This is a genomic window from Singulisphaera chitinilytica, assembly GCF_049331405.1.
Taxonomy (GTDB): domain Bacteria; phylum Planctomycetota; class Planctomycetia; order Isosphaerales; family Isosphaeraceae; genus PoT.
Genome location: NZ_CP186274.1, coordinates 2,206,301 through 2,219,467, shown reverse-complemented (window position 1 = coordinate 2,219,467; position 13,167 = coordinate 2,206,301). Strand labels below are relative to the sequence as shown.

Here is a 13,167-nt window from a genome sequence, read left to right as displayed (position 1 = left end):
ATCCGACGGACACCAACGGGACGACCAGAATGACGAGCACCATGTCGACATCGCCCCTATCCCCGGCGCCCGCACGCGAAGCGGCGACCATCACCCCGGTACGCGTCGAGGGGGTGACGAAGCGATTCCGCCAGGGGGATTCCCAGGTCGAGGCCATCAAGGACGTCAGCCTGACGATCGGGCAAGGCGAGTTCGTCGCCATCATGGGCGCGAGCGGCTCGGGCAAGAGCACGCTCCTCCACGTGATGGCCGGGCTGACCCGGCCGGAGGCCGGCCGCGTCGAGATCGACGGGGTCGACCTCGCCACGCTGTCCGATTCCAGGCTCACGCATTTCCGACGGCGCAGGATCGGCCTGGTCTTCCAGGCCTTCAACCTGATCCCGACCTTGACCGCCGAGGAGAACATCACACTGACGCTCCTGACCGAGGGCCGGCGCGACCTCGCCGCCCAGCAACTGGGACCGCTCCTCGAACGCCTCGGTCTCATGCACAGGCGTCGCCACCGGCCCGACGCCCTCAGCGGCGGCGAGCAGCAGCGTACGGCCATCGCCCGGGCGCTGATCGCCGACCCGGCCCTGGTCCTCGCCGACGAGCCGACCGGCAGCCTCGACTCCATGTCCGGACAGAATATCTGCAGGCTGCTGCGCGAGCTCTCCGAGGAGCAGAACCGCACGATCGCAGTCGTGACCCACGAGCCGAGCGTGGCCGTCTGGGCCGAGCGCGTGGTGGTCATGAAGGATGGCCATGTCCTCTCCGAGTTCCGCACGGCCGACTTCAAGGATGCCCAATCCCTGGCCGCCCATTACCAGGATGTCGTCAATGCACCGACCAAGGCGGAGGCCTGACCGACCATGACCCGAGACGAACTCCGGATCGTCGCCAAGCTGGCCCTGGCACAGGCGACCAGGCATCCCGGCCGCGTCCTGCTCACGAGCCTCTCCACGATCGCGGCGGCCTGCATCGTGGTCTGGGTCGTCAGCGGCTATGACGCCATGGTCGGGGAATTCGGCAACCTCGGCGAGGAATACGTCGGCCGCTACGAGATGCTCCTGGTCCCAGCACGCGACGCCCAAAGCTTCGCGGAAGGGCGGCCTGTGCCCCGCATCCAGGACGAACTGCTCGAGGAGATCCGCCGCGACCCCGCAGTCGCGCTGGTCGACCCCGTCTTCGAGACCCCGTCGAGGGTTTCGAAGCCGGGCTCGCCGCCGACCCGATCGGGGCTGGCAGACGGCTTGCCGGACCTCCCGCCACAGCTGACGCCGGGGCCCCGCCCGCGTCCGGCCCGATCATCATGGGGGGCAAGTCCCAGCTCAGGACGCTCGCCCGGTCGCCGATCCTCGTCGGCACCGACTCCAAGGAGCCGCTCCACCGCGTGCTCGAAGGGCGCTGGTTCGACCCCGCCTCCCCGGGGCTCAAGGAGGGCGCGATCACCAGGGACTCGGCCGATCAGCTGGGGATCAAGGTCGGGGAGGAGGTCTCGGCCGGTGCGGGCGGGTTCGGCGCTGCGAGGGGGGCGGGCCCGCTCAAGATCAAGGTCGTCGGGATCGTCGAGCAGCCCAAGCGGCTGCCCGGGCCCAAGTTCATGGTCGGTCTGCCCCCGTCGCGTGAGGGTGCGCTCCAGGGTGGACCGGCGAGTCATGCCCTCTACGTGCCCAAGGAGGTCGCCAGGGCGGCCTCGGTCGCGCCGCTCCGGCCGAGCTATGCGGGTATTGTGCTCAGGTCCGGGGCCAAGGCCGATGATTTCCTCGCCCGTTGGGGCATCCCCCTCGCGAAGCGGGAGCCCTCGATGCAGATCCGGACGCCGCAGAGCGTCGACAGCGAGGTCGACGACAGCACGACGTTCGAGACTCTACGCATCCAGGCCTACTCGGCCATGGGGATCTCGCTGCTGGCCGCGCTGTTCATCATCTTCACGACCCTGAGCATGGGGGTCGACGAGCGGATCAGGCAATTCGCCATGCTCCGGGCCGTGGCCCTTTCGAGGGGCCAGGTCGCGCTGATGGTCGTCCTCGAAGGGGTCATGCTGGGCCTGGTCGGCTGGGGGGGCGGCCTACTCGCCGGCCGGGGGCTGATCGTCGCGATGGCCAGGATTCGGCCGGAGTCCGTCTCCGAGGGGGCGACCCTGGGGACCTGGAGCGTCCTGCTCTCCGGGGCGTGCGCACTGGGGGGATCGCTAGCGGCCTCCATCCTGCCCGCATGGCGGGCGACCCGCGTGGCGCCGCTCGAGGCGATGGTCCCCCGTCCGGCCCTCGCCTCCCGGCGGCTCTCGGCCCTGCTCGCCGCCGCGGGCCTCCTGCTGATCGCGGTCAATCCGCTCGTCGTCTTCTTCGTGCCGATGCCGGACACGGCGCGGTACGGGATCTCGGCCGCGGTCGGCTGCACGGCCATGGCGATCGGCTTCGTGATGCTGGCCCCATCTGTCGTCGCGGCCACCGAGCGGCTCCTGGGCCCGATCCTGGCGAGGTGCCTCGGCCTGAACGGTCGGCTCCTCGCCACGCAGCTCTCGTCGAACATGGGCAGGACAGTCGGCACCGCCGTCGCCATGACGATCGGCCTGGGCCTCTTCGTCGCCATGCAGACCTGGGGCTATTCCATGCTCGCCCCCTTCACCCCGGGAGACTGGTCGCCCGATCTCGTGGTCTCGATGGGCCCGGCCGGCGTCCCCGAGTCGGAAGTCGACGCGGTCCGGCACGTCCCGGGGCTGGTCCCCGAGCGGTTCCTCCCCCTGGCCGTCAAGCAGGCGAAGTTCGAGGGGGATCCGACGGGCTACAAGGTTCGAGCCTCGTCCACCCGCCAGGACAACTGCGTGATGATCGGGGTGGATCCCGAGGCGGCCTTCGGGGGCGACGATCCCGTGTTCGACTTCGGATACGCCGAAGGGACTCGTGCCGATGCCATCGCCCGCCTCAAGCGGGGCGGCCGGGCCTGCCTCGTGCCGGATCACTTCGCGAGGGAGTCGGGCCTGCACCTCGGGGATAAGTTCGGGGTGATCCCCCCGGGCGGCCCCGCCCACCCCCTCGAGTACGAGATCGCCGGCGTGGTCTCGATGCCCGGATGGCACTGGATGACGAAGGTCGGCTTTCGCCGGGGCCGGGCGGCGGGGCTGATGTTCGCACCGTACGAGAGGATCAAGTCCGACTTCAAGGTCGACCGGATCTCCATGTTCTGGGGGGACACGTCCGGGGCCCGCTCGGAGGACCAGATCAAGGCAAACCTCGAAGTCATCGCGAAGAGCGGCTCCGATCATAGGGCGGCGGCGGAGCCGACACCGGAGGGCATGCGGCAACCCCCGGGGCCCCGGAGGATGCCCGCGGCATCGGTCACGCTCCGGTCCGCGGAGGGCGTCAGGACCCAGATCCGCCAGCGTGCCGACAACATTATCTGGGCTCTGAGCGAACTCCCTCTGATTACGCTCCTGGTCACCTCGCTCGGCCTGGTGAACACCGTCCTGTCCTCGATCCGGGCCCGACGCTGGGACATGGGAGTGCTGCGGGCGCTCGGCGTGACTCGCCTGGGGCTCTTCAAGCTGATCGTGGCGGAGACCTTCCTGATCGGAGTGGTCGTCTGCGTCCTGAGCCTGGGCTTCGGGGCGATGGCCGGCTACTGCGGGACGGGAGTCACCCGTTACATCAACATACGTGGCGGCCAGCACACGCCCCTGATCATCCCCTGGTCGAAGCTCGCGGTCGGCTTCGCGATCACGCTCGGCCTCTGCTTCCTCGCCTCGCTGTGGCCGGCCTACCGGACCGGCAGGGCGGAGCCCCTGAAGCTGCTCCAGGCGGGAAGGGCCGCGGCCTGATCCAGGGCGGGCCGAGGAGCTCCGCAAGGCCCTGAACGTCCCGAAGAGGGAGACCCGCGGGATAGCCTGGGAGTTCGTCCATGGTCTCCTGAGAGAGGTCATGGAGCAGGATGGGCGGCTGTCCGGGTCTCTCTCTACGATCAGGAGTTGAAGGCCGTCGTGCACGAGCTGCGACGCCGGGCCAGCCTACCCCGGCAGGGACTGGTAGCTGGAGCTTCTGGCGGATGCGTCGCCCTGGTAGCAACCGGGCTGACGAAGACCGTCGCCTCAAGGGTGGTGCCCATGGGCACCGGCCCTTGCTTCTGTCACCTCATGGTCGGTGCAACTTGCTGAAATGTCACAAACGAGCTACTCTAACGTAACTCGTTGACCCACGGCGCTTTCGTGACCGCACCGAACCAAGATACCTTGGTGAAGATCAAGGTATTTCGCCTCGCCATGGGAGTTACGACCCTCGCGAGGCGTCTATGTTTGCGGTGGGGGGTGGTCTCGGCCATCGAGGATCGCTCTGCACGAAGCCGACGATCATGCCAATGGCAGACCGCACTGTGCTCCCGCCCTCGGACTCGCGAGAGTTCTTCCAGAAGACGATCGATTCCCTCTTGGGGCACATCGCGATCCTCGACCGCGAGGGCGTCATCGTCTCCGTGAACCGGGCATGGGACCAATTCGCATTCGCCAACGGGCTGGACGCGGACCGGTGTGGTCCGGGCGTCGATTACCTCAGGACATGCGACGAGGCCTCGGGCAACGACGCCGAGGAGGGTGCACAGGCGGCGGAGGGCATCCGGGACGTGTTGGCGGGGAGGGTTCCCGATTTCGAGCTCGAGTATCCCTGCCATTCCCCGAGCGAGCGCAGGTGGTTCACCGTCAGGGCCTCGCGATTCGCGATGGACGGCGAGGTATATGTGGTCGTCTGCCACGACAACATCACGCGGAGGAAGCTGAGCGAGCTCATGGTCATGGACATGAATCGCTCCCTGGAGTTCCAGGCGAATCACGACGGCCTGACGGGGATCCCCAATCGACGTGCGTTCGACAATACCTTCGGGAGGGAATGGTCGGCCCACCTCCGGGCCCGCAGCTTCCTCTCGGTCGCCATCCTCGACATCGACTTCTTCAAGCAATTCAACGACCGCGAGGGGCATCTGGCCGGCGACGACTGCCTCCGCCTGATCGCCCAGGTCATCGCGTCCAGTTTGAACGGCGAGGAGCACTTCGCCTGTCGCTATGGGGGCGAAGAGTTCGCGCTCATCCTGCCGCACAGGGGGGTGGACCCGGCGGCGAGGGTCGTTCGAGACATCCAGATGAAGGTTCGTGAGTTGCAACTCCCGCACCCGGCCTCGCCCGTCGGCGGGGGCATCCTCACCGTGAGCGCCGGGCTCGCGACGACCGTCCCGGACGAGGACGTCACGGCCGCCCAGGTGCTCGAGCAAGCGGACAAGGCTTTGTACCTCGCCAAGTCGCTGGGCCGGGACAAGCTCGTCCACGCGATCCGATGATCGATCGGACCCTCTCCGCTACTCATCTACCCCCTTTGTCATTGAAATTTCAAATTTGCTCACATGTGGATTTATTTGGTGTCGGGATCTTGGTCGTTCGAACGCCTTTTCAGCACCGGCCCGACTTGTTCCGATGTCTGCCTGAAGCGATATCCAGCACAGGACGGACACCGTGGCGAATCTCGATATCAACTTCGACGAGCCGAGGTGTACCTTTCCGAAGGCTCCGTCAGGAGTCTCCATGTTCAACCAAGTCTATGGAGGAGCAGCCCGCGCAATTCTGATTTGAGACGATCCTCGAAGATCGCCAGCTCCATAGACATGTGACGATCCGGGAGCGGCCGAACTGCTCGTGGCCAAAGAAGTCTTCAAAGTCCCTGCGGGCACTCGCGTCAGGCTGCTCGAGAACCGAGATACGAGTTACGAGGATCGCATCCTCGATGGTGAGCATTCCGGCAAATCGGCCTGGGCCAGTGCGGGTTGACTCTCTGGCATAGGGGGCCCACAACCCTTGGAACAGAAACGTACGCTAAGCCTCGCCTCCATTTCCATTGTGAATCGCACCCCTCCATAGGGTTGATCTGAGGTCGCGAAGGACATCGTTGATAATCGGTATAGACATCATAAAATGATTGATTGAACATAGTGGGAATTATCGGATTGTGCCGCGGCATCCGTCGCCAGGCCCCGCCCGCCGGACGTCGACACGAACCAAGGCCGGGCCGTACCCGCTACTTCCCGGCGTCTGAGCGATCGGATCGGGATCGCGGGGCCGCTCCGGTCACCGTGCCATCATCTCGTCTTGAGGGAAACCTCGGCCTCGGCGTCAACCTCCTCCGGGATATCGCGGACGTCGAGCCAGAGGAAGATGAGACTAAGTCCGGCCGCGATCACGAGGAGCCACTCGCCCGGCTTGTTCCACCACGCGATCATGCCTCCCACCGAGAACGCCAGGGCCACTCCGAGGATCATCAGGGAAAGCAAGCGGTGGAACCGGCCGACGTCGCTCTCGTGGAACGCGGCGAGCGAACGGTAGACGCGACGGCCATGGTCGTGCGGAGTGCAGAATTCCTTGAGCACGCACTCGCTGCAAGTTGAGGCCGGTGCCTTGTAAATGGCCAGTCTATTGCGGCCGTCGAACGTGTCCAGGGTGAGCAACTGCCCCTGCGGACACTCGTAGCGGTCGAGCTCCACGTCGTAGGCGAAGCCGTCATGGGCGTACCGCTGGGCGCGATGGAAGTGGGCCCTGGCCAGAGACTCCAGTGCCCAGCCCCCGACCCAGAGCACAAGCATGTACGCCAGCAGGAGGACTAGCCCGAGGTCGAGTGTGAGGCCAAACACGGTCAGCGTTGGCAACATCAGAGTGACCCCCAGGGTCGGGCGATCCGGGCTCAGTGCTTGGCGACGGCCCCGGCCGGAGTAACCTCAGTATAAAGAGCGGCTTCGAGGAGTTTCCCCGTCTGCTCTACCGGGGTCATGGTCTTTCGCGTCCGTAAGGCGACTTTGAGGGTCAGCCAGACGAGCGGGGCCGAGCCGGCCATGAATACAAGGTCGCCCGGCATTCGCGCCCACGAGAGCCACGGGTAGTTCTTGAACCACTCGGTCCGGGCATGCCAGTAGCCGTTGGTCACCACGTCGCCGAGTTGGAGCACACCGAGCGGGAACAGGTGCCCGAGGATCATCAGCATCAGGCCAACGTTCGTCGCCCAGAACGAGAACCTCACGATCCCCTCGCTCCAGTCCTCGGGGCGGGCCAGGTAACGCGTGCAGAAGACCAGCAAGGCCAGGGCCAGCATGCCGTACACCCCCATGAAGGCCGCGTGGCCGTGGTTCGAGGTCAGGATCGTGCCGATCTCGTAGTAGCTCACGACCGGTAAGTTGATCAGGAACCCGAACACCCCTGCGCCGAGGAAGTTCCAGAAGCCCACGGAGGCCAGAAACAGTACGGCCCATCGGTGCGGGAAGGCCGCCGCACCACCGGCCTGTTGACGGTTCCCGAGTTGGAGGAACGACCACGCCTCGACCGTCAGGAGGGTCAATGGAATGACCTCGGCGGCCGAGAAGAACGCCCCGAGCGCCATCTCCACGGCCGGGCCGCCGCTAAAATAGCAGTGATGGAGCGTTCCGACCACGCCGCCGACCGAGTAAAGCATCACATCGAAGTAGATCAGGCGGGTGGCGAACCGCTCCGAGACGATCCCCATCAGCACGAAGATCAAGGCTACCAGCATCGTCGTGAACAGCTCGAGAAAATCCTCGACCCACAGGTGCACTACCCAGAACCGCCAGAAGTCGCCGATCGCAAACGTGGACTGGGTGTGGGTCAGGAGGCCGACCGCGTAAAAGGCTGGGATCGACAGTGAGCTGTAAAGGAAGAGCCAGGGCAGGTTGCCACGGCTCTCGACGGCCAGGCGGGGGCTCAGACCCCGATAGATGATCGCCACCCAGAGCGTCATCCCTGCGATGAGCAGGTACATCCAGAACCGGCCCAGGTCGAGGTACTCCCACCCCTGCGCGCCGAAGAACGCCCGCTGCCCGCGGGGCAGGAGATCGTGGTAGCTCAGGTACTCGCCGCCGAGACTGCCGAAGACGACCACCGCCAGGGCGCCGAGTAGCATGGCAGACAGCAGGCCCTGCCCGCGCGGCTCGCGCCCGGCGATCAGAGGCGCCAGGAAGATTCCGGCGGCAAGATACGCCGTGGCCACGAAGAAGATCGCCAACTGAAGGTGCCAGGTTCGGGTCAGGTTGTAAGGGAGCCATCGCGGCAGGTCGATGCCGAAGAAGCCACCGGCCTCGACCATGTAGTGCACGGTCGCGCCTCCGACCAGATTCTGGAGCAAGAAGAGCAACGCGACGACCAGGAAGAACCACGCGGTCACGCGCTGGGCGGGGGTCAGGGCGACATCGGACGGGGGCACGAAGCGGACCTGCCTCTCCTCGGTCTCGTGCCAGCCGACAACCCGCGAATAACGGCCGTAGACGCCAAGGGCCAGCCCGCTCCCTCCCAGTAGCGTGACCAGCGACAGCGCGCTCCACATGATCGCGTCGCCGGTGACCGTGTTGCCCACCAACTCTTCGGGGGGCCAGTTGTTCGTGTACGAATAGGTCTTCCCGGACCGGCGCGCGACGCTCGTCCACGCCGTCCAGGCGATGAACGACGTGATGGTGCGGGTGTCTTCGGGGTTCTTGATCATTTCCGGCTTGAGACCCTCGCCGCTCACCTTCCGGCCATACACCATGTCGCCGAAATGGTTGTGAATCTCCTCGAAGGCCGAGACCTGCCCGGCGGTCCAGGTGAGAGTACCTGTGGCAGGGTCGTAGCGGTTGGTCTGCAACTCGCGCCGCGTCCGTGCCCCCGCCGCCTCGTCGCCACCGTAAAGTTTGTTCATGTGCAAGGCCATGCGATGCAGGTAGTCGGCGGTGAAGTCGGGGCCGAGGTAGGCCCCGTGGCCGTACACGGTGCCGAACTGCATGAGGCCGTAGGTAAGGAACTGCTCCTGGCCCTCGAGGATCTGCTGCCTCGTGAAAAGCACGCTGCCCGCCTCGTCCACGATACGGTCCGGGACCGGCGCCGAGTCTTGATAAATCCGCAGCGCCGAGAATGACAGTAAGGCGAAGCCTATGATGAATGTCAGGATCGACCCTTGCAACCAGAGCGGTGACACCGTCATCGGGCGACGATTAGACATGCAAGTGATCCTCTTCGAGTGGGAGTGTACCCGCGGGGCCGGCCGGAATTGACGCGGGACCGACCCGATCTCGCAACCCGAGCGCTCGCAACCGTCCTGCTACGACACTCCTCTAGCGGCTGCCGGTCAAGGGGTGGACGGCATTTCCACTGCCGTTGGGGCGTTGGGAAGGGTGATCGTCACCACGAGCGAGGCGTCGTCGATCCCCAGGACGGAGTGGGGCTGACCTCCGTCCAGATACAACAAGTGACCGGGCTCCAGCTCGCGGGTGACGCCGGCGGCCGTAAAGGCGACGCGGTCTTCGAGGCCTTGGACTGTAATCGCCCCACGGGTCGAATGGGTGGGGATCGCCTTTGCACGGGGAATGACGAGCCTGATGACCTCCAGGCCCTCGGTCTTGACCAGGGAGGTCGTCCTCGCGGAGGCCAGCGCCTGTCCGAGCGGGCGGACGTCGGCCACCTCTCCCGGCCGGGTATGCTTGATCACCATGAGAATCTCTCCTTGGGCACTCTCGTTATTGATGAAATTGTGCATAATACAGAATCTTGTACATAACTTACCATTGAGGGCGGCGGCCCACCGGAAGCCGACCGCCCCGCGTACGACCTCGGGGTGGTCGATCAGCCAGCGGCAGCGTTCCACCAGGGTCCCCTGCAGGGTGTCCAGGTCGCCGAACGCCTGGTTCGCCACCGCCTCGCGCAACAGGGGCCATAGCGGCTCCGCCGGCTGCAGCTCCGGCGTGTAGGCCGGCAACCGGTGCATCACCACGTTCGCCGGGACCACCAGACGCTTCGCCACGTGCCACCCCGCGTTGTCCACCAGCACGGCCGGCAGCTTCTCGCCCGAGGGGTCCGCCCAGCGGGCGAACTCCTCCAGGGCCAAACCCATCCAGTCCGCGTTCGCCGACGGCAGCAGCAGCTCGAGGTTGCGGCCGCTGGCCGGGTGCACGAAGCCGTAGGCGTAGAGCCACTCGTACCTCGTCCGGCCCGGGGCGTCCGGCCGACGGCCGATCGTCGACCAGACCCGGCGTGTGATCGGCTTCAGGCCCAGCCTCGCCTCGTCCTCGGCCCGGAGCTCGACCACCTTATCGGGGTGGTCCCGCCGCAGGCCCTCGAGCCGGTCCCCCAGCGCGTCTTTTCCACGCCCGCCGACGGGCGGGCGTGGCGGCCTCCGTGTGGACGGGTCGAGGGACCTGAAGCGACATCCCCAGGCCTCGCAGCCAGGCCCAGCCGGTCTGCTTGCAGACGACGACCCCCCAACGCTGCTGCACGTAGGCGGCGACCTTGGGCCCGCTCCAGAGGCCGCCGTCGGGCGGCGCATGCTGAAGGGCATCCCAGAGGTCGATCTGCTGGTCGTCGGTGAGCTTGGGCCGGCCTCCGTTGGTCCGGGCGCGGCGATCCGCCAGGCCATCCGGCCCGTCGGCATTCCAGCGCTTGAGGACCTTCCGGACCCAGCCGGGCGAGAGGCCGACGACGCCTGCGACGCGCTCCGGCGTGGGGGAGTCGGGCCCGGTTAGGAGCCAGAGGACCTGCCAGTGGGTCTTCTCCAATCCCGAGCGGCAGGAGCGGTAGCGAAGTGAGATCTCGTCGTGAGTCAGGTGAGGGGCGATCGGCAGACGTGTCCGGGCCATGGTGATACCCTCCAGTCGTGGATCACCCCTCCATTGTAACGTTTCTGATCCAGAAGATTCCGTATAAGACCCGAAGTCGGTCGTGTCATCGTCGAGGTCATTCAGGTCGCCCTCACGGCGAGCGGCAGCAGCCCGAGCGGACATCGCTACTAGCTACCATGTGAGAGGAGGTGAAATTCTTGGGCAGTCATACGTCGTAAGTATTTACAGCGTTTGTTATAGCGTCCATCTTCTCACGGAAAAAGGTCGAGACTACTCCATGGGAGCCAGCAGGTATAACGAGCACCGGACCAGCGACCGAGACCGGATTTCTATGACAATCAATCGAAGGAGATTTTTGCGTTCAAACCGGAGTTCCATGACTTGTTTTCGAATAATTTCCGTGGTATTATCTACCTGTACCTGAAACTTCTGATTAACGTTAGTTGTTTTCAGGGAAGGAGTTGTGGAGACCGCTTTGGAAAGATCAGTGCATCTGCTTCGGTCCACGGTCCCGAGGTTGGAGGTTTGAATCCTCTTTGGTGTACTGGTTTGGGGCGGCACATCGCTTCGCAAGATTGAGGTTTAGTAAGAGCCGCCGTTCAATCATTCGAGTCAATCGTGGGATCGGAATTCGACGATCTTGCGATGATGCGAATTGCCCTCGGGCTCGCCCGGGAAGCGATGGGTGTCGGGGAAGTTCCCGTCGGGGCCCTCGTTGTGCGGGATGGGCGGATCCTCTCTCAAGCCTACAATCGACGCGAAGTCCTGAGTGATCCGACAGCCCACGCCGAACGATTGGCTCTGACTGAGGCCGGCCGTTTATTGGGAACCTGGCGGCTCGATGGGTGTACATTGTACGTCACGCTCGAGCCCTGCCCGATGTGTGCCGGAGCCATCCTTCAAAGCCGAATCCCTCGCGTGGTTTATGGGGCGTCCGACTTGAAGGCCGGGGCCTGTTCAAGCCTCTATCGCCTTCTCGACGATCCTCGACTGAACCATCGGGCCTCTTTGGTGTCCGGAATTCTGGCGGATGAATGCGGGGCCTTGCTTTCCGATTTCTTTCGAGAGCGTCGGCCGCACGACTCCTGATTCGATAGTGAGCTGAAAACAGAAACACCCGGAGGGGTGCCTGAGTGGTTGAAAGGGCCGGTCTCGAAAACCGGAATAGGTGCAAGCCTATCGTGGGTTCGAATCCCACCTCCTCCGCTACCGAATTGTGACGGTATTAGCCAACCAAGAAAGCCTCCCGAATATTCGGGAGGCTTTCTTGGTTTGTGCTCATTTGTTCTATGAATTTATTTCCCTCGGACAAACATGGCTATCAAAGGAGTTAGATGATTGAGAGGCTCTTTCAAGCATCTATCGGACTAGACTTTATGAATCCCCGTAACGTCCGTATACTCTCTATCGCAAAAGCCCCAAAGTGACACCGGTATTCGAAAGAATGGCAACCACCAAGCGGAACTAGGACAAGCCTATGCGTCCGAACGATCGCAAGGTGATTTCCGCTCCCGGCTTCGAAGAGAGATTCTTATGACTCTCCAAGCTGACGGACCACTGGCGAATGTCGAGCACCATTGTCATGGATAAGGCTCCGGCCAAATACCGTTTGATGCCAGGGTTCAGCAGGCAACCGCCGACACGATGAAGTGAAGGCATAAGAAGAATTCTGGCCAATTGCCAGGTAGGATAGAGGGTGACGCGACGATCAGGGTTGAATGCCCGTCCTGCGGGAAGGCCGGAAGGCTTCCCGACAACTACGCTGCGCCAGTAATTAAGTGCCCTCAGTGCTCCACCAAGTTCCCCACCCCGAAACCCCAAGACGCCATCTCGGCTCCAGCCCTCCAACCGACCATCGAAGCGGTACGCCCGACACCGGTCGTTGCGATGCCTCCTCTTCCGGTTGCCCCTATCCAGTCGGCAACTCGGGACTGTCCGTTCTGCGCCGAACCCATCGCCATCGCTGCGGTAAAATGCCGCCACTGCAATGAATTCCTCGACCCATCCCTCAGGGCCCAAGCTGCGGTTGCAGCCAAGGCGGTCTCGTCACCGTCAAACGTGACGCAGACTGTCGTAGTCCAGGGGTCGAAGTATCAATTCCCGCACGTGCTCCACCTGGTACTGACTCTTTTTACGTGCGGATTGTGGCTGCCGATTTGGATCATCCATGCCCTGATTAGCCTCAATAAGCAGAATTGAGTCTGGCGCAGGTCGGAGGATCCGTGCTGCGAACTTACGCCCCTTTTGCGGTTGGCTGCACGAGTTGGGCATCACACTTAAGGGAAGGTCGAATTTCGTTAGTCCTTCCAAAAGGATGGGCTTGCCGTAGCCTGTTGGCTGAAACGCGAGCCCTCCTTTGTCAATATCGCCGACAGCTAACGGCTCCCGATCGTCCCATATATCCCCGGGGCCAAGATGCATCTGCAAAGGAGGCGATTGGGAGCGACACCAAAAGCTGTCGTTCGTTTCAGCAATGAAAAAGACAATTAATGCAATATCATGATATTATATTATTTGATAATTTATTAATATAATTGTGTTGAAATATGGATTTAATGGATCTGC

8 protein-coding genes and 1 tRNA gene are annotated in these 13,167 nt (G+C 63.8%); 5 read left to right on the top strand and 4 right to left on the bottom strand.

What is annotated here, in order from left to right; all coding sequences use genetic code 11:
• The first annotated feature begins 29 nt into the window (after positions 1-29).
• The 3 genes from ACOYYX_RS08950 to ACOYYX_RS08940 all read left to right on the top strand — a co-directional run bounded on the left by ACOYYX_RS08950 (position 30) and on the right by ACOYYX_RS08940 (position 5,301).
• Entirely contained in the window at positions 30-845 is an 816-nt protein-coding gene (locus ACOYYX_RS08950; RefSeq protein WP_422929589.1) for an ABC transporter ATP-binding protein, read from the top strand.
• Between the two features lie 446 nt (positions 846-1,291).
• A complete protein-coding gene (locus tag ACOYYX_RS08945; RefSeq protein ID WP_422929588.1) occupies positions 1,292-3,799 on the top strand; it encodes an ABC transporter permease in 2,508 nt (835 codons plus the stop codon).
• 533 nt (positions 3,800-4,332) lie between these two features.
• Entirely contained in the window at positions 4,333-5,301 is a 969-nt protein-coding gene (locus ACOYYX_RS08940; RefSeq protein WP_422929587.1) for a diguanylate cyclase domain-containing protein, read from the top strand.
• A gap of 792 nt (positions 5,302-6,093) precedes the next feature.
• Here the strand turns inward: ACOYYX_RS08940 and ACOYYX_RS08935 are convergent.
• The 4 genes from ACOYYX_RS08935 to ACOYYX_RS08920 all read right to left on the bottom strand — a co-directional run bounded on the left by ACOYYX_RS08935 (position 6,094) and on the right by ACOYYX_RS08920 (position 10,620).
• Positions 6,094-6,660, bottom strand: coding sequence for a hypothetical protein (locus ACOYYX_RS08935; protein WP_422929586.1), 567 nt, complete (start codon positions 6,658-6,660; stop codon positions 6,094-6,096).
• 32 nt (positions 6,661-6,692) lie between these two features.
• Positions 6,693-8,990 (bottom strand): nitric-oxide reductase large subunit, encoded by a 2,298-nt coding sequence (locus ACOYYX_RS08930; protein ID WP_422929585.1) that lies wholly within the window; start codon positions 8,988-8,990, stop codon positions 6,693-6,695.
• 126 nt (positions 8,991-9,116) lie between these two features.
• Positions 9,117-10,073 (bottom strand): transposase, encoded by a 957-nt coding sequence (locus tag ACOYYX_RS08925; RefSeq protein WP_422929584.1) that lies wholly within the window; start codon positions 10,071-10,073, stop codon positions 9,117-9,119.
• Position 10,074: 1 nt separating this feature from the next.
• Positions 10,075-10,620 carry a winged helix-turn-helix domain-containing protein gene (locus ACOYYX_RS08920; protein ID WP_422929583.1) on the bottom strand — a complete coding sequence of 182 codons (546 nt, stop codon included), beginning with the start codon at positions 10,618-10,620 and terminating at the stop codon, positions 10,075-10,077.
• Between the two features lie 627 nt (positions 10,621-11,247).
• Between ACOYYX_RS08920 and tadA the strand changes: the two genes are divergently transcribed.
• Both tadA and ACOYYX_RS08910 read left to right on the top strand, forming a co-directional pair.
• Positions 11,248-11,691, top strand: a complete 444-nt coding sequence (gene tadA / locus ACOYYX_RS08915; protein WP_422929582.1) for a tRNA adenosine(34) deaminase TadA — start codon at positions 11,248-11,250, stop codon at positions 11,689-11,691.
• Between the two features lie 30 nt (positions 11,692-11,721).
• Positions 11,722-11,808, top strand: a tRNA-Ser gene (locus tag ACOYYX_RS08910).
• Positions 11,809-13,167: the final 1,359 nt, after the last annotated feature.